The sequence below is a fragment of the Agrobacterium sp. 10T429 genome, from assembly GCF_056393925.1.
Genome location: NZ_JBFTGV010000007.1, coordinates 15754 through 33330, shown reverse-complemented (window position 1 = coordinate 33330; position 17577 = coordinate 15754). Strand labels below are relative to the sequence as shown.

14 protein-coding genes and 2 pseudogenes are annotated in these 17577 nt (G+C 57.8%); 4 read left to right on the top strand and 12 right to left on the bottom strand.

The window, feature by feature from the left end; genetic code table 11:
* Positions 1–66: 66 nt before the first annotated feature.
* From AC1DCP_RS16595 to AC1DCP_RS16585, 3 genes and pseudogenes are all read right to left on the bottom strand, one after another.
* Positions 67–981: an AbiTii domain-containing protein gene (locus tag AC1DCP_RS16595; protein ID WP_476774471.1), complete on the bottom strand. Its 915-nt coding sequence runs from the start codon at positions 979–981 to the stop codon at positions 67–69.
* Between the two features lie 41 nt (positions 982–1022).
* Complete coding sequence (locus tag AC1DCP_RS16590) at positions 1023–2195, bottom strand: hypothetical protein (RefSeq protein ID WP_476774470.1); 1173 nt, start codon at positions 2193–2195, stop codon at positions 1023–1025.
* 227 nt (positions 2196–2422) lie between these two features.
* Positions 2423–2620: pseudogene (locus AC1DCP_RS16585) on the bottom strand (IS66 family transposase); the annotation flags it as partial.
* A gap of 328 nt (positions 2621–2948) precedes the next feature.
* Between AC1DCP_RS16585 and AC1DCP_RS16580 the strand changes: the two are divergent.
* Together AC1DCP_RS16580 and AC1DCP_RS16575 are read left to right on the top strand one after the other, a co-directional pair.
* The gene (locus tag AC1DCP_RS16580) at positions 2949–3854 is read left to right on the top strand and encodes a hypothetical protein (RefSeq protein WP_476774469.1); all 906 of its coding nucleotides are present in this window, start codon (positions 2949–2951) and stop codon (positions 3852–3854) included.
* Positions 3855–3856: 2 nt separating this feature from the next.
* Positions 3857–4177, top strand: a complete 321-nt coding sequence (locus AC1DCP_RS16575) for a hypothetical protein (RefSeq protein WP_476774468.1) — start codon at positions 3857–3859, stop codon at positions 4175–4177.
* A 136-nt stretch (positions 4178–4313) separates the two neighbouring features.
* Here AC1DCP_RS16575 and AC1DCP_RS16570 read toward each other — a convergent pair whose 3' ends face one another.
* From AC1DCP_RS16570 to AC1DCP_RS16535, 8 genes are all read right to left on the bottom strand, one after another.
* On the bottom strand, positions 4314–5462 hold the full coding sequence (locus tag AC1DCP_RS16570) for a site-specific integrase (protein WP_476774467.1): 1149 nt from the start codon (positions 5460–5462) through the stop codon (positions 4314–4316).
* A gap of 125 nt (positions 5463–5587) precedes the next feature.
* The gene (locus AC1DCP_RS16565; protein ID WP_476774466.1) at positions 5588–6904 is read right to left on the bottom strand and encodes an ATP-binding protein; all 1317 of its coding nucleotides are present in this window, start codon (positions 6902–6904) and stop codon (positions 5588–5590) included.
* Positions 6901–7641, bottom strand: a complete 741-nt coding sequence (locus AC1DCP_RS16560; RefSeq protein ID WP_476774465.1) for a response regulator — start codon at positions 7639–7641, stop codon at positions 6901–6903. Before AC1DCP_RS16560 ends, AC1DCP_RS16565 begins: the two co-directional genes overlap by 4 nt.
* Before the next feature lie 95 nt (positions 7642–7736).
* The gene (locus tag AC1DCP_RS16555; protein WP_476774464.1) at positions 7737–8783 is read right to left on the bottom strand and encodes an alpha/beta fold hydrolase; all 1047 of its coding nucleotides are present in this window, start codon (positions 8781–8783) and stop codon (positions 7737–7739) included.
* Positions 8784–8984: 201 nt separating this feature from the next.
* Entirely contained in the window at positions 8985–9743 is a 759-nt protein-coding gene (locus AC1DCP_RS16550) for an alpha/beta hydrolase (protein WP_476774463.1), read from the bottom strand.
* Positions 9744–9788: 45 nt separating this feature from the next.
* Positions 9789–11537 (bottom strand): cytochrome c biogenesis protein DipZ, encoded by a 1749-nt coding sequence (locus AC1DCP_RS16545; protein ID WP_476774462.1) that lies wholly within the window; start codon positions 11535–11537, stop codon positions 9789–9791.
* Positions 11538–11720: 183 nt separating this feature from the next.
* Positions 11721–12230 (bottom strand): cytochrome P460 family protein, encoded by a 510-nt coding sequence (locus AC1DCP_RS16540; RefSeq protein ID WP_080800872.1) that lies wholly within the window; start codon positions 12228–12230, stop codon positions 11721–11723.
* A 128-nt stretch (positions 12231–12358) separates the two neighbouring features.
* Positions 12359–12796, bottom strand: coding sequence for a hypothetical protein (locus tag AC1DCP_RS16535; protein ID WP_076844904.1), 438 nt, complete (start codon positions 12794–12796; stop codon positions 12359–12361).
* 347 nt (positions 12797–13143) lie between these two features.
* Here AC1DCP_RS16535 and AC1DCP_RS16530 point away from each other — a divergent pair, with 347 nt between their 5' ends.
* Complete coding sequence (locus AC1DCP_RS16530; protein ID WP_076844906.1) at positions 13144–14232, top strand: hypothetical protein; 1089 nt, start codon at positions 13144–13146, stop codon at positions 14230–14232.
* Between the two features lie 100 nt (positions 14233–14332).
* Here the strand turns inward: AC1DCP_RS16530 and AC1DCP_RS16525 are convergent, their stop codons facing one another.
* The gene (locus AC1DCP_RS16525) at positions 14333–15541 is read right to left on the bottom strand and encodes an MFS transporter (protein WP_476774461.1); all 1209 of its coding nucleotides are present in this window, start codon (positions 15539–15541) and stop codon (positions 14333–14335) included.
* 836 nt (positions 15542–16377) lie between these two features.
* Between AC1DCP_RS16525 and AC1DCP_RS16520 the strand changes: the two are divergent.
* Positions 16378–17515: pseudogene (locus AC1DCP_RS16520) on the top strand (RHE_PE00001 family protein).
* Positions 17516–17577 lie beyond the last annotated feature (62 nt).

Sequence of the window (17577 nt, the reverse complement as noted above, 5' to 3'; positions counted from 1 at the left end):
ATGGCTCGCTTTCTGCTCTTTTAGAGACTTTCCAGAATGTAGGAGCTCGGGCAAGGCCAGTTTCGCCTAGCTGCTATAGCCGTAATACCCTAACAGGGCCTTTTCGAGCAAGGCGCCCCCAGCGTGCATGCCCACGTCCCAAGCGCCGGAGGCAGCCTTACCTAGCATTCCGCCGACCCATTTCCCGACCTTAGGTCCGAACTTCTTCTCGCCGCCAATTGCGGGCTCATCGTTCAAAGCTTCCGTAAGACCATCGAGTTCCTCCTTGGTCACGCCGTACTGAGTCAGTTGCTGGCGAAGGTCTTGAAGACTGCCCTCGTTTACCGTGATGTTGACGGTAGAATTGTTGGCGGTGCCAATAACGCCTGCATTACCTTGGACTGTAGTGTTGAAGATTTGCGTCACAACTTGCTCCACTGCTGCTTCTTTTGCACTTATTGAGTCGATTTCTCCCGCGTTTGGATACTGCTTTCCCAGATTTAGCGCAAAATCCAAGACCCGGTTTCTCACGGCTTCGATAATACCCAAGACCTCCTGAACGGGGATTTCACCCCAGAAAGCGTGGATTGCGTAAGTGCGCTCGGTTACTTTGCCGGGCAACTTATGGGCGTAGTTCATCATGTCGACAGACAATGAATCGGCCTTTCGAAGCTCCTCTACATCGATATTTCCGATGGCTTGGCGATATTTGAGAATGTGGATGTCGTTAACACCAGTCGCAACCTTGATGGCAGCGGAGGCCACAGGAGCGTTCGTGATCTGATACGCCATGTTCCCTCCGCTTACTCTAAAGTTCATCGCGATACGGCGATATTGGGGAACGTCTACCTGAGGAGGATAACCGTTCATTTCGAAGCGGACCCATTCTTCGAGCACGTCACTGTCGAGATTCGACGCTAAAACAAGCACTTTTCTAAGAAGGGTCGCAACGGGAACCTTATCTGAAATAGCGTCGTTTTGGATTTCGACGAGAAGACTCATTGATACTTTGACCTATCCTGTTGCGGAGAGTTTTCTGGTGATCAGAGATCTTGTAGACTGGCTGCCAATTCTAATCGGCCGAGTTTCTTCACACCTGATGTGAATTCTTCAAGAAAGTTAGTTTTATGCATCAAAGCATAAATTTCCATCCTAAAATCCATCGACACGCGAAATTCCTTCTTTTTTTCAACGAGATCCTCCTCATAGTACTCGGAAAAGTCGCGGTTGCGCGACATATAGAAAATCGTCTCGGCGTCCGCCAATTCGTCTATGCTTAGTGTCGCTAAAATGTCGTCTAAGGTTCCCTGCTCGTGCTCCCTGTCTTTACGTGACGTAGCGAAGTCTCGGCGGAAGTAGTCCATATCTAGCTCGTCGGACTTACGGGGCGGATGAAATAGTCGCCATTTTTTTGCCAGGAAATTTGCCTTTTCATCACTTAGGTGGAGCAGGGGCGTTTGAACGCCCAGAATACTATTCAGCTCACGCTTTTGTTGCATCATCTGCAACGCCAACGTGAACTCGCCGCTTCCTATGCCGTATCGCTCTTTAATTTCTTTCTTACAATCGTCAAATTTAGGGTCTGACCATTTCTCCCGCTTAGGAAGCATTCCCGCAATTTCGAACAGATCTTTTCTTGAGAGACGCTTCGTATGTGTCCCGGTGCGAAATTCATTGCAGAGTTCAGCTGTCCGATACTTGAAAATTTCCAACGTATCTTTGAGAACCACGAGGCTGTCGCGGATCACCCCAAGGTTGACCAGCGAACGATCTTTGAGGCTCCGTTCACCGTTTCGATTTGTGTAGTACCGAAGTTCTTGGCCGTCATCATCGACCCTAGCAAGGCTTTCAATAAATGGTTGAAGGTCGCCAAGAAGATTGCGGAAAGCTAGATCAGGAACTCTACAATTTGTCAGGTGCTGGAAGAGAGATGCGATGTCGTGATTAAGTGTGTTACCAGAAGCCAGTATGCCAACCTTGAATAGTTCGCCGATGATTAGCTTGAGGTGTAGTTCTATAGAGTGCCGTGCGTTGTAGAGGATGGGGATAACTAAAGTGTCTCTCTGGATGTACAGACGATCACGGAGAACCATGTTAGCAAGGTCAAGTGCTGCTTCGATGTATCCATCAGCGTAATTGGCAAAGCTGCCCTGCCTGCCAATGAACGCATTCCAATCACTGGCGCCTTCAAGCTTAAAAAATGGATCATCTGTCATAACTGCTAGATTTCCGCTTCAGGAGAGAAATTACTGATTATTGTCTAGCAGGGAATTTGATGGGTTTCGAGCGACTTAACCTGAGCAAGGCCGTTCTACCGATTTTGGGGTATTTGTTTCGCCACGGGAGTGTCTTCTGTCTTCAGGGCGGGTTTGCTGAGGTATGAGTAGAATGGGGAAGGGGAGCCATCGCGAGGCTGGCGCTATTCGTCTTGCTGTCGAGGCCAATTATGTGTCCAGCAGCCAGCCAGAATAACGCTGTCCTTGCCGCCATCCTTGCGGACGAGTTTGCTGCAGGCCCCGTACCCGTCAACCTGCAGAATCCCGCGATAGCCGCTGAGGTGCCGTGCCACGCAGTCGGTCGCCCGACTGTCTTCGAAGCGATAGGCCACCATGGGCGGGCCATTGCCTCCAAACGCTCGGTCAGCGCTATCAGTTGGCAGATCGTTTCCAGCCAGCGCAAACTAATTCTACGAGTGACTGCGGGTGGTAGTGCACGAATTTGACTGGATTCTATATTTGTTCTTCAATATGGCTAAAATAGCACGTTAGGGCCGCCTGGGCCAACACGCGATGATAGCGTCCACGTAAAATACAACTCCGTTATTGCACGTCGTCCACTTCTATGATTAAAATATTATTAAATAACAGCAAAAATTGGAACGATCTCGGTCATAAGAAGCATCACCGCAGACACCTCTAAGTTTACCTCTCGCAAGTCATATTCCTATAAAGTAACGGAGTTAGGTATCCATGCCGCTGCTTGCGATTTTGTCGTGCCGTCGTTATCATGTGGTTTCTGGTGGCATGGTTTCCATTGCCATCAGCTTATCTTCCTGTGGATCTGGCGTTCAATCAGCCCAAGTGGCAAAATTCGGCGCGGCGGCAACCAATACTGTTTCACTCGTAGCTGAAGCCGGTCGACTTGAGAACGACCTCTCCGTGGCGTACGCAACCGAAGACAACGCCTGCCTTTATCTTAAATCTTCGCGCTACACTATCGCACCCCCTCGTGCGAATGCCCCGATCCTTCGCTTGCAGGAGCGCGATGCGTTCCTCAAAGCCCTTTCCGGCTACGCAAAGGCATTAGCCACAGCCACCGATCCTGACGCTGTTGCGAACCTCAAGGCGGCGGCTGCCAAATTGACTGCCAGCGCCGCACGTCTTTCAACTGCAGCCGCAGTGGCTTCCCCGGGAGCCGCAGTAGTTGCTCCAGTATTTAAGCTGGCTGTCGACTCCGGGGTCTACATGTCAGAACAGGACCGTTTGCGACGGATTCAGGAGATCGCTAAGGAGGTCCAACCTTACCTGAATGACGCTACCGTTCTCGTTTTCAATGAGTATCGAGATGATCAGAAATTGATCAAAAAGCGGATGATGCAGTGGGAAGCCGCCGCGCGCTGCAACCTCGCCCACTTTCGGAAGACGGGAGTGGCAGCTTACCAGCAATACGCCACCATCGATAAAGCCAAACGCGACTTCCAAGACCGCTCGCGGATAGTCGGAGAAAGCATAGAGCTGATGACAAGGCTACTGGAGGCCCACCAAGATCTCGCCGACGGCAGCAAGAACTTCGCCGACGCGATAACAGATATCAACCTGTTTTTGGACGACATCGCCGATCTCAAAAAAGCGATCGCGGCTAACAAGGCGACCTAAAAATGACCACCAACGAAGCCGCGGCTCGCGTGCTGCAAGACGCTATGATCAATTTTATGCGTGCTTACCCCACTGCAAAACCGGCCGCGAAGGGTCGCATATCCTTCTCGGTGAACCGCCTGAAAAAAGAGTACGACGAGGTCCTTGGTAGGCAGGGTTCGGCAAACTATAGTGAGGTTACCAGAGGTATATCGGACGCCACCGGACGCCTTAAATCAATCGCCGACGAGCGATATGAACTGGCCAACAGCATGATAACAGCGGCTTCGATACTCGATGTGGTGACCAAGGTATTAGGGCTTATTGGCTCTCGTCCGAATTGATGTAAGTTCGACGAGAAAGCGGAATTTGTCCGCATTCAACGAGTTATAGGACACTTGTTCCTGATTTACTCCCCAATGTCGGACAGATTCATCACTTTTGTGTCGTGACGCCGTTTTGCGAAAGGTTTGACCATGACTACAGAATTCTGGCGGCACGTCCACTGCGCCGTGTGGCATTATTGTAATAGCTTGATGCCTGCTGCACTGAGCGATGACGCGATTGCTCCATCGCCTCGGGAAGGGGAATTCCGCGAGTGGCGGCCTCCGTCATATATCCCGATCGTAACCCGTGCGCCGAAAATTCCCCACTGTCTAGCCCGGCCATCTGTGCCCGCTGCTTCAGGATCGCATTGACCGACTGCGGATCGAGCGCACGCCGCGAAACGGTGCCCCATCGCCCAATTCCCCGAAACACGCTGCCCATTTCGATCTTTGCGGCTGCCAGCCAGGCGTTCAGCGCCTCGACAGGTCGGCCTGTGAGATAGACGACATCGTCCTGCTCGCCTGTCGTCGTTTTGGTTCGACCAAGATGAATGGCAAGTGAGGGGAGGGGAGGACCGTCGTCCACCTCGATCGGTGGCTCGACTGTCAGCTGCTCGACGCGTAGCCTGGCGATYTCGCTGCGTCGACGGCCGCCGGAAGCAAAGGCGACCATCAGGATTGCCTTGTCGCGTAGATCGCGCAGGCTGTCTGACTCRCACGTCGCCAGCAGCTTTGCCAGAACGTCGCCAGTGACGGCCTTTGCGCTCTTGCGCGCACGGGTTCGCGGAACGGCGCGCACGGCCAGACGAATGGCTGACTTAAGAGCAGGGGAGGCGAAGGCACCCGAAAGACCGCGCCACTTACTCAATGTCGACCAGCTGGCGAGCCGGCGCCGCACCGTGTCAGGCGCGTGCGGGCCGACGGATTTCAGGAAACCCTGACGCCGTAGATTTTTGTCGACATCATCGGGCATGCCGTGGTTGGGGTCACTTGCGCGCTTTTCCGGATCCCACAGATGATGGGCTACGAATTTGAGCAGCAACGCCTCGGGCGCCGGCCAGGGCAGGGATTGTCCGGTGGCAGCGAGACCCCAGGCCTCGAGGTAGGCAAGATCAGACGTCAGGGCCCTCAGCGTATTGTCGCCCATTCCCTGATTAACGAGATGCCGCAGCGTCTCGATGTCATCATCGGTCAACAGCTCGGCAAGCTCGTCGCGGCGTTCGAGCGGCAAAACGGACGCGATGGTATCGAGCTCCTCGGCGCGCCGCTCGACGGACGTGTGTGATGTCTTCGCTTTAGGCACGATAGGCTCCAGAATCGCGGGTTTCGGCGGCCGCTGGCACCGTGATTTGCCCCGATTTTCGGCGATTTGCGCCGCGAAATCAACTACTATCGATAAGGGATACTTATCGTTGACCTACGTCCCTCTCAGGCAAAAGCCACCTCGGCTGCAAGCCCGCCGCCTTGCCTGTTATAGAGGCGCACCGAGCCGCCGATTGTTCCGGCGAGCTGCTGCGCGATCGCAAGTCCGAGTCCTGTTCCGCCGGTGTCGCGGTTTCTCGATGTTTCAATCCGGAAAAAGGGCTGCATGGCATTTCGCAGCATCTCGTCGGGGATGCCCGGCCCACGATCGAGCACCGTGATGACCACGGTACCTTCAGTGCGTCGGTCGACCTTGATTTCTGCACTGCCCCCGAATTTGAGTGCGTTATCTATGAAGTTCGTCAGGATTCTTCGCAGGGCATGTGGCTTTGTCGATGCTGTGCCGCGCACCATACCGTCAACCGTGACTGCTTTTCCGGTATCCTGATAGTCGTAGGCTATGCTGTCGATGAAAGAGGCCAGATCGATACGTAAGGATTTCTCGCCATTGCCATGAGCGCTGCGTGCATAAGCGATACCATCCTGTACTAGACGTTCGATTTCACGCAGGTCACTGACCAGCTTTTCCTTTTCCGGCGTATCGTCTGCCATGTCGGCCCGCAACCGCATCCGGGTGATGGGCGTCTGCAGGTCGTGCGAAATCGCCGCGAGAATCTGGACCCGCTCCTCGAGATATTGGGCGACGCGATCGCGCATCGCGTTGAAGGCGCGGGCGGCGTGGACAACTTCGCTTGGACCGCTCTCACTCATCGGCAAGCCCTTTTCCCCCGGATCCAACGCTTCGGCTGCCGCAGCCAGCGCGCTGAGCGGTCTGGTCGTCTGTCGTACTGCAAACCAGGTGCACAGAAGAAGAAGCGCCATCTGCGCGGCGAAGACATAAGGCAGCCACTCCGCCAGCGGCATCACGCCGCGCGGTGTCACGTCAATTGTCAGGGGTGAGCCGTCCGATAGCGTCAGATGCGCCTGAAGCCGCTTGCCGTCGCCGGGAATGGACTCGACCTTGACGGGGAAACGGTGTCCTGCGGCCTCCTCGATCCTCTGCGCAATTTCAGCGCCGCGGCCGGACATGTCGGAAACACCTGGAACACCCGGGCCGAGGACGAGTTGATAATTGCTGCGGCTCAGGCGATGGACCCATTGCGCCCGCTCTTCCGCAGGCAGGCGGTCGATTATGGCGATCGATACAGCCAGATCCTGCTCAAGAGTGCCGAGCATGATCGCCTTTGCCGACATATATCGTTCGGCAAAGAGGATGCTGAACGACAGACCGTAGGCAATGGCGAGGCCCGCAAGCAGGATGATGAAAAGTCTGGACCGCAACGAGCGCGGCCACCAGCCGGCGAGCAGGCGTGGGCCGTTCATATCCGCGGCTCCGAAATCTCCACGGGGACCGCAAAGACATAGCCTTCCGCCCGCACCGTCTTGATGTAGACGGGTTCGCGCGCGTCATCCCCCAGCCTTTGGCGCACGCGGCTCACGAGAAGATCGATCGACCGATCGAAAATTTCGGCATCGCGGCCCTGAGTGAGATTTAACAGCTGGTCCCGGTTGAGTACGCGCTGGGGATGATCGATGAAGACCCTGAGGAGCCGGTATTCGGCGCCGCTCAAGGCCACGGTCGTGCCCTCCCTGTCGAGCAGGTGACGGCCCACCGTGTCGAGGCGCCACTCACCAAAGGTCAGGAGCTGCCCGGCCTCGCTGATCTGCAGATTGGGAGGCAGCATCCGCGTGCGGCGCAGGATGGCTTTGATCCGCGCAAGAAGCTCACGGGCAGCGAAGGGCTTCGACAGATAGTCGTCGGCGCCCATTTCGAGCCCGATAATGCGATCCATCTCGTCATCGCGGGCCGTCAGCATCAGCACCGGAGTGGCTTTGTGTTTCCCCGCCCGCAGCTCACGGCATAAAACTAGCCCGTCATCGCCAGGCATCATCACGTCGAGCACGATGAGATCGACGGTATTGCCGTCGAGAAAACTTCTCATCTGCCGTCCATCGGCCGCCACGCTCGTACGCAGGCCGTTCTTCTTCAGGTAGCTGGAGACCAGCTCCCGGATTTCCCTGTCGTCGTCCACGACGAGAATATGGTCAATATGGTCCATTGGATGCCTTCGTCGTCCGGACGGTTCGAGTGGCCCGCTACCGCGCGCCCCGCTGTCACATGCAGTAAGACAACGGTTCACGGGCTTCGGCAAGTTTAAAGCTTTGAGACGTCCAGAACAGCCCTGGCAAAAGCTTCTGGCGCCTCCTGCGGAAGGTTGTGGCCTATGCCGCCGCTGATGTTGCGGTGCTGGTATTTGCCGGAAAACTTCGATGCATAGGCGGAAGGGTCTGGATGCGGAGCACCGTTGGCGTCGCCTTCCAATGTTATCGTCGGCACGGTGATGACGGGAAGTTTCGCAAGCTGCCGCTCGTAATTATCGTACTTGGCTTCCCCGTCTGCCAGTGCCAACCGCCAGCGGTAGTTATGGATGGTGATGGCCACATGGTCGGGATTGTCGAATGCGGGGGCCGAACGATTGAAGGTCTCGTCACTGAATTTCCAGGTCGGAGATGCCGTCTGCCAGATAAGGCGCACGAAGTCGCGGGTGTTCGCTGCGTAACCCGCACGGCCGCGTTCCGTCGCGAAATAGAACTGATACCACCACGAAAGTTCCGCCTTGGGCGGAAGTGGCTTTCTATTGATTTCCTGACTGCCGATGAGATAGCCGCTGACCGACACGAGCCCCGTGCAACGCTCGGGCCAGAGTGCGGCCATGATGTCGGCGGTGCGAGCGCCCCAGTCATAACCGGCCACGACGGCCTGTTTGACGCCGAGTGCGTCGAGAAAGGCGATCATGTCGACCGCAAGCGCCGCCTGCTGTCCGTTGCGTGCCGTGTCGTCCGAGAGAAAACGGGTCGTGCCATATCCGCGCAGATAGGGGATGAGTACCCTATATCCAGCCGATGCAAGGATGGGTGCGACATCAACATAGCTGTAGATGTCATAAGGCCATCCGTGCAGCAGCAGCACGACCGGGCCGTCTGCGGGGCCGGCTTCCGCATAACCGACGCTGAGTACACCCGCTTCAACCTGCTTCAGGGCGCCAAAAGAGGTGGCTTCGTCGCGTCCGGTTGACGGCTGAGGCGCAGGCGCTTCGCCCTTGGCATGAGCAAGGCCTACTGAAGCGAATTCGACGGCGGCAACCGTCATTGCGGCAATGCCAAAGAAGCGGCGGCGCTGGAAATTGATCTCGGAAGTCATTTGCTGTCTCTCCTGTCCGTGGTGGATGCCGGGCAGGTAACAGGGTGCGTGTATCGTCGATGTGTCCCAAGGGAGGCGACTGTGAATGGTTTTGTAGCAGGGTGCATTCCGGATACAGACTGATACATTTGGCTCGCCCTTCCAACGCAATCAGCCACCCCGATGTCTGGGGCGGCTGCATTTGATCTTACCGAGGTGCGCTTACTTTGAGGATTGCCGGGCGGCCTGTTCGATGACGTCTGCAACCTTATCGGGCTGGGAGGCGAAGACCGCATGGCTTGCCGCAATCTCGGTCACCGCACTGCCGGCGCGCTTGGCCATGTTACGCTCGCGATCGGGGTTGATTGACCGGTCCTGCGTTGCGACGATCGACCAGCTTTTCTTTGTTTTCCAAGCTGGTTCGTCGGCCTTGGCGGCAAAGGCGGCCTTGGCGGCGAAGACCTGACTTCTTGCCATGAAGGCCGCGTCCTCACGCGGCAGATCGCCGGCGAAATCCTGTCCAAAGACGGCGGGATCGAGATAAAGGAACGCGCCATCCTTCGTCGGCTTGATGCCGTTGCCGGCGGGCGGTTTGGAGCCGGCGAGGTCGAGAAGGCTCTCTCCTTTCTCCGGCTGGAAGGCGGCGACATAGACCAGCCCGGCCACGTCCGGTCGATTGCCGGCTTCCGAAATCACCATGCCGCCGTAGCTGTGCCCGACGAGCAGGCTGGGGCCGTGCTGGAGATCGAGGACACGGTTGGTGGCCGCTACATCATCGGCAAGCGAGGTGATTGGCTCCTGCACGATCGTGACGTTGAAACCGCGGCTTTGAAGGATCTCTGTCGCGCGGCGCCAGGCCGAACCATCGGCCAGCGCGCCATGGACTATGACGATATTCTTCACCTCTGCCGACTGTGCGGCAAAAGCGATCAGTGTGGTTGCGATGGCGATCGCGAATTTTGGCATGAGACGACGGTTCATCATGCCTTCCTCTCGTTTGATGGGAAAAGGAATGAAAATGCAGGTTCAGCCGAACGTGAAGGCATAGGCCTGCACGCCGGGGTCGAGGAAGCGGATGGCAAAGGTTCTCGCTTCGACGGTGCCGGACTGGCGGACGAGCTGGTAAAGACGGGTTGAGGTAACAACGCCATTGCCCTCGGCGTCCGTGTCGGCGCCGTGATCTGCGCCCGGCGGATGCCCGTCGACGGTGACCTGGAAACGAACCGGTTTTCCGGCGCTTGCCGGTCCAAGGACCAGATGCAGGTCACGGGCGCTGAAGCGGTAGGTTATGCCGCCATCAGCCGCATCAAGTGTGGCCGCCTCCGCGCCAACCGTCCAGGTACCGGAAAGTCCCCATTCGTTGAGGGAAGGCGTCGTGACGGAGTAGTCGCGCGGCGTGTCCGCGCGCACCGCCTCGTTAGATGCGAAATTCTCAGCCTGCCGGTAGCCGATATAGGTTTCGCCGGAGCGCATGTGCCCGATATCCGCACCGGCTTCAGCCCCTGTCGCCTCCGGACTCACCGGTGCGCTGGAGGAAGCGCTATTACCGGCTTCACGCAGCAGGTCCTGGATCGCCTCTTCGGTCTGCCGATAATCGCCTTCGCCGAAATGGTGGTAGCGGATCTGGCCCTTGGCATCGATCAGGTAATGCGCCGGCCAATAGCTGTTATCAAAGGCGCGCCAGATCTTGTAATCATTATCGATTGCCACCGGGTAATCGATCTTGAAGCCGGCGACGGCCTGCCTGACATTGTCGATTTTCTTTTCAAAGGCGAATTCGGGGGCGTGGACACCGATGACGACGAGGCCCTGATCCCGGTATTTGTCTGCCCAGGCCCGCACATAGGGAATGGTGCGGATGCAGTTGATGCAGGAATAGGTCCAGAAGTCGACGAGGACGACCTTGCCACGCAATTGTTCACGCGTGAGGGGTGGGGAATTGAGCCACTCGACGGCGCCGTCGAGGGATGGAGCCTTGCCCTCAACCGGCAGCTCCGACCGGGCCGCAGCAGCGCTGGCACCTGCCGCCGTTGCCGCTTCAGGCGCTTTGGTGGTGCGGAGCCGATCGAGCACCTGCTGTTCGAAGGATGCCGTGCTCGCATAGGAAATCTGCGACAGGAAACCCGTATCCAGACCGAGCGCGATGACCGTGACGCCGGCAAGCACCGCCGAGCCAAGCACTTGGCGGATCCGCTCGCTGAAACCCAGAGACCGCTTCATACCCGCAAATACTCGGCCGCCGATGAGGATGGCGACGGCAAGGGATGTCGCTGCCCCGGCGGCATAGGCGGCAAGCAGCAGGCTCGTTTCCAGATTGGCCCCCTTCAGGGCCGCCCCCGTCAGGACAAGCCCGAGGATTGGTCCCGCGCAGGGTGCCCATAAAAGCCCGGTGGCGATGCCGAGTATCAGGGAGCCCGCAATCGTCGGTACTGACCCGGGCTTGCCGGCGGCATTGGCGAGCCGGTTACCGAGGTCAACGACCGGGCGGGTGATGATGCTGGCCGCGCGGGGCGAAATCAGGCCGACACCAAAGATCGCAAGCAGCGCAAGCGCCACGAGCCGGCCATATTCATTGGCGCTGATTGCCCAGCTCCCGCCAACAGCGGCAAGCGTCGCGACGGCGCAAAAGGTTGCCGCCATTCCCGTAAGCAGGGGCAGTGCGCTGCGCAGGAAGGGTTGCCCCGCCCGCGCAAAAACGAAGGGAAGGATGGGCAGGATACAGGGGCTGAGAATTGTCAGCGCCCCTCCGAGATAGGCAATGACCAGAAACGTCATCATCTTGTCCTTTCAGGCTTGGGTTCGCGGCTCCGGGCGGCGAAGGCGACCCGGCGATGGCGCCAATTTCCCGGCGTCACGTATCCCTGATGTGTCCGGGCTTCGGTGAATTTGTAATCGAGTGTAGAGGCCGCCTTTCCGCGAACAGTCGCGAAAGCGAAATCGCCCAAGCCCCGGCATCGGTTACGGTGCATATCGCGTGAAGACGAAATCATGGTCCTTGACGTTGCCCTCGTGGCAGGAGAGGCACGTCTCATGCTGGGCGGCATCCACCGGCTTGCCGTTGACAAACCGCCCGAAGCCCCAGCCGTGGCTGGCGGCATATTTCCTGGAGTCCTTCACCATCACCTGCACTGTGGTCGCCGCGCCCGGAACCGTGGCCGGCGGAAACTCTGTGGATTGCTGCCGCTTATAGGCGAGCTTCACAAGTATCGAGCCGTCGGGAAAGGGCAGGGTTCCGCTCTTATAGGCGTCGACGGCGATATCGTTTGCCAGAACAGCGCGAAGCTCGTCCAGCGGCGGCGCTTCCTGCGCGGGCGCGATGAACTTCCAGTCACGATATCCTTCAGGAAGCGTGACACCATAGATGGGAGAAGCAAGTTCCGGCGGCGTGTCCGCTGAGCTCGAATAAACGGTTCCAAAACCTGCTGCCGCACCCGATAGGGCGACGGCGAAGAAAATCTGCCTCTTCATGGGAAATCCTGCCTGATCCGAAATAGATCAGGCAATGATCTGCCCTGCAGGTATCCGGCATGTTTCCTGAAACCCGCATTTATGTATCAGATCGTAGCGCTGCGCAGTGCCCCGGAGGCATGTCACGCTTAAAGGCCCGCGAGCACGCTCACGTCATCGTCTTTTGGAGCTTCCATCGCGACCCTTATCGCCTTCTGGATCTCGTCCTCTATTGCCTTTCTTTCGTCGGGCGGCATGGCGGCAAGGTCGCCTTCGGACAATCCCCGCGCCTCCAGGTATTGGGCCCGGATTTTCTCGCCAAGGCTCATATTTGCCCAGCGGCTAAGCTCATCCTCATCCGAGCCTGTGCCGCCGCCCTCAAGCGGCGTCTCTTCTATTCCGCCCTCTTGCCCCCGGAGCGACCAGAGTGCGTTGGCAAGATTGGAGGAGAGCGAAGGCGCGGCGCCCCCTCCGATCAACGATGCCGACCGTTCGGGTGTGGGTTCGGGCACGGCCTGGGAAACGTCCTGTGGCCGCGGGCGTATGTAAAGCGAGGCGGTGGAGCCAATTCGATCGATTGCAGACATGGTATATCTCCTTCCGTCGCAATCTGGTTCGGGTGGCTTGTGTCTGGCTGGTCATGCTGCTTGCCTGCGTTCGGCGACCTCTCTTTGGCGACCACGAGCACATTTCTTTCATCACCTCGCCGGTGGAATTGCGCAAAATCATTCCGAAGCAACGAGAAGTCGTGAAACTTTTTGGAGCGCGGCGAGTTTGGTGAAGGAGCAATCAGCTCGCATGTCTCACTGCATATAATCGCCGCTACGCGGAGGATTGATCGTCCATTCGGAGGAGATCGCATGAATTCCATCATCTATCTAGTCGGCCTCGTCGTCGTTGTCCTGTTCATCCTCTCATTGTTGGGGCTACGCTGATGGTTGATCCAACGGGTATCGAAACGAATCCAAACCGCAGCTATGTGGATTGGCCAGCGATTTTCGCCGGTGCCGTCATTTCCTCGGGCGCCATGGCTATTCTCACCGCATTTGCGGGCGGCCTGGGCCTGAGTTCAATCTCGGCGGACAATGGCGGCGAGGTTAGCACAGTCTGGCTGATCATAACGGCGCTGTTCGTCATCATTTCCATGGTCGGCTCCTACATGCTGGGTGGCTATATTGCCGGCCGCATGCGTCGGCCTGCCGGCGCTGCCGACAGGAACGAACTGACGGTCCGCGATGGTGTGAATGGCCTGGTCGTATGGGGTCTCGGCACGGTCGTCTCGGCGTTTCTTGCGCTCGGCGTGCTGTCCGGTGGCGCCAAGGCTGTCGGCAGCGTGGCGCAGACCGCGGTTGAGGCAACGGGTTCCGCCGTCGGTGGCGCCGTTCAGGGTGCTGGCCAACTTGCGGGCGGCATCATTTCCGGCGCTGGCAGCGCAGCAGGTGGTCTGGCGCAAGGCGCCGGTCAGGCTGCAGCGCCTAGCATCGAGCAAATGCTTCCGCAGGGCCTGAAAGCCAATCCAATCGACTATTTCACGGATAGTCTTTTGAGAACCGACGCGCCCGCCGCCCCTCTGACGGGTGACCAGAGCGCCGGCGATTATCAGCGCCAGATCAGCGGCATCCTCGGCAATCTTCTTGCAACCGGTGAGATATCCGATGCCGATAAGACATGGCTTTCCAACCAGGTCGCTGCCCGCACAAACATCAGCCAGACGGATGCGCAAACGCGCGTAAACCAGACGGTTGAACGCGTGCAGGCCGTCAGGGCGGAAGCGCAGAAGAAAGTCGATGAAGCGCAGAAGCAGGTAGAGACCGTGAAGGCTGAGGCGCAGAAGGCGTTGGACGATGCGAAGGCCAAGGCTGCGGATGCCGCAGAAAAAGCGCGCGTCGCAGGCATTCTAACCGCGTTCCTGCTGGCCGCTTCCGCTCTCGTTTCTGCTGCCGCTGCTTATATCGGTGCAGTACACGGTGGCCGACACAGAGACGAAGGCCGTATCTGGGGTGGTCTTTCCTACCGCAAATAATCAGAGCGACGGCAAGAAAAATCGTCTTTTCACAAATGTCCCGCCCGGACCAAATTCCGGGCGGGACTTTCGTTTTAGGTATCTGCCGTCACGGACAGGGTCAATCGCGACGCTGCAGCAAGGCAAGTGCGACCGTGGATGCCGCCAGGATCGCGGTCAGCGCCAGCGGCGCAGTGGCGCCGTAGGAATCCACGATGTATCCGCCGACAACAGCCCCGATACTGATAGCCACCTGGAAAGAAACAACCATCAGGCTGCCTGCCGCTTCCAGAGCATCGGGTGCTCCGCGGGAAAGGTTGGTCGGCAGCACCACGGGCGCCATGCCGAAGGCAAGGCCCCAAAGCGCGACGAGCGCGAATGCGGCACCGCTATGAACACCCCAGATAACGAGGGCGATTGTCGCAAATGCCATCAGGGCGGCGGTAACGATGAGCGCGAGGCGGATACTGGTGTCTGCCATGCGGCCACCCAGCACATTGCCGATCACGGAAGCAACGCCAAAGCCGAGCAGGGCGAGAGCAATCGGCGTGGTCTCAAGCAGCGTCACCTGTTCGAGGAAGGGACGTACATAGACCGAACCGGCAAAATGCCCCGTCATCAGCAACAGGATGGCAAGCATCCCCAGTTGAACGCTGCGCCGCTGCGTCAGGCGGAAAACATCGGAAAGGCTATTGCTTGTACTTGCTGGCAGCGAGGGTAGGCTGAATATCTGAAGCAGCATGGCAATAATCGCAAGCCCCGCCGTCATCGACATGGCAATGCGCCATCCCACCCAGTCGCTGATTAAGGCGCCCATGGAGGGAGCCGCAATGGTGGCGAGTGAAACGCCGAGTGTGACGATAGCCATGCCGCGCCCGGTCGAATTCGCGCCGACCAACCGCGCCACGACAGCAACCGAAAGTGCCCAGAAGCCGCTGAGCGCAATACCCAGTCCGGCCCGGCCGACCAGCAATAGCCAGAAATCGGCAGCAACTGATGCGAGAATGTTGGAGCCAATCGCCAGCGCACTAAGCCCAACAAGCACGGTCTTGCGGTTCAGTTTGCCGATGAGAACATTGCTCAGCAAAGCCGTTACAGCGCCAACGGAAGCGGTCGCCGTAACAACCTGCCCGGCCGTACCCTCCGTAATACCGAGATCGCGCGCCATGGGCGTCAACAACCCCGCTGGCAGAAACTCGGCCGATACCAGCGCAAAACTCGTGGCCGCCATCGAAAGAACCGCAAACCAGGTTGCGGCGGTCCATGCGGGTTCTTCTGCGGCTTCCAGGCCAATCGTTGACCCATCAAATTCTGATGTCGTGTCCGTCATGGTGTCTCTCCTTGAGTTGGGAGAGTTTTAACCCAATTTTTTCGGATGATATGTATCTAAAAATCCGAATTTCATACCTATTCCTCCGAATTTTGTGCGTTGCACAATGTCCGGTGACGCGTGTACGCAGCTTTTGCGCGGAGACCAGGAAAAGTTCTAGCGCGAATGACCGTGTTTGGGTTCTGAGTGCGGGCCTCAATCATTTTCACATCGTCCGCCTTCGGCTGCTTCACGGTTAAAACACGTCGCATAGGCCGCGGTGCCTCTCTGATCACGCAGCGCCGCTTGGCGTTATCGGAAACCATCATTTCAACGTCAAGCGGCGGGGATTTCATCAGCGGCCCCTGCTGGCAGGCAGTCAGCCCAAAGGCTGATAGAACAAAAAATAGGGTCCTTAGATGCACGATAGCCTTTTCTCCCGCGGATCGCACGAATGAAGGTGCTGGAACGAAACGACGGACCTCGGTCCTGATCCAAGCCGCATACGGCTGCTCCGACAGCGCACTGCAAGTTGCGCAGCGCACCGTCAGTTTGGTTCCACCCCATGGTGTAGGCCGATCCGAGACAATTGAATTGAATCTCCAATGGGAGCATAGCGCGCTGCCCATGGCGATGGGATAAAACTGAGTATCTTCAGACCGATTTTATTGGAGAATTCCTCGGTTCCCAGAGCAGAGTTTCATATATGTAATTTCTAAATATTGTTGCGGCATTAAAACTTTCATAATTGATGTGGAATAGTTATCGATGGTCAACGCGCCGACCCAAAACCATACGATGTGACGACAGCAACTATTCACTAGTGTCCGTTTAGCAAATAATTTACTATTATTTCAATGGTTTACGATCTTGTAAAATTGACCATTTCGACGTTGCTGCGGCTGATTTCGGACGTGGCGTCCGCATTGACACGCCTCGACGAGCGCATTGCCCGTTCGCCGGTCGGGGAGGGCTTTGTCGAACGCTCCCATTTTGCCGACGCCTACGTCTCGCTGTGGATCGACGGCGAGGTCGTCAATCTCGAAGACCTCGTCCTCCACGACGCCACCAAAGATATCCGCACGCCAACCCACGAACTCACCATCGCCCGCGATGTTTTGCGCACCCGCCCAAGACTTGTCGCCCAGCCGCCCGACTGGGCGCTGTCAACCGAAGGCCTGCGCAGCCTCCGACAGGCCCGCGCATGGTCCGGGCAGGCGTTGCCTGCAGCATCTTTGGATGATGATACATCCGTCGTGGTTGACGACGACGCTCTGCCCGACATCACGAACGGAGCAGTGGAGGGCAACGAGGAAGAGGATGCCTGCGCGCTTTCGAAAGAATTCGCTTCCATCGACGCTCTGATCGCCCGCTCTGAAGCCGCCCTCGAACAAGCAAGGGCGCTTGGCCCCGCCAAAAGCGCTCCGGAAAAAATCCGATGATCTATGATCTCGACCGGGATGAAGATGAGCGACTGGACGAATGGCACGGTGTAGTTCGGCAGGCCGAAAATTTGCCGCCGGTGCTGCAGGCGATCGTCGCTCTCGGTGCCTGGAACGAACTTTCCGTCCTGCAGCACGCACCCTGGCTTGGGCGGCTGCTTGCCGCGTCGATCCTGCGCAGGCTGGTGTCACCACCGGCGTGCATCTTGCCGCCATCAATCTCGGCCAGAAATACATCCCCGTGGATCGGCGTCGGCATCGCGACCGGGAAGCGCGACTGCTGGCCATTGCGCATGGATTGTTGGCGGCCGCCGAGATCGGCATGAAGGAGCACGATCGGCTGGCACTGGCGCGAACCATGATGGAACGCAAGCTGGTCGGAAAGCGGACGTCGTCAAAACTCCCGAAAATAGTCTAGCTCGTCATGGCAAAACCGCTGGTATCGGCCGGGATGACCGCCCACGCCGAGGGCGGCGCTGCGGATTGTCGAGGAGTTGGGCTTGCGCGAGATGAAGGGGGAGGGGGGAGGTTTCGGGAATGGGGCATGATTTAGAATCACCGCCGATTTGCCGGAGTTCAATTGCCGTCTTTTACTGTATGTTCGATCGTCGTCTA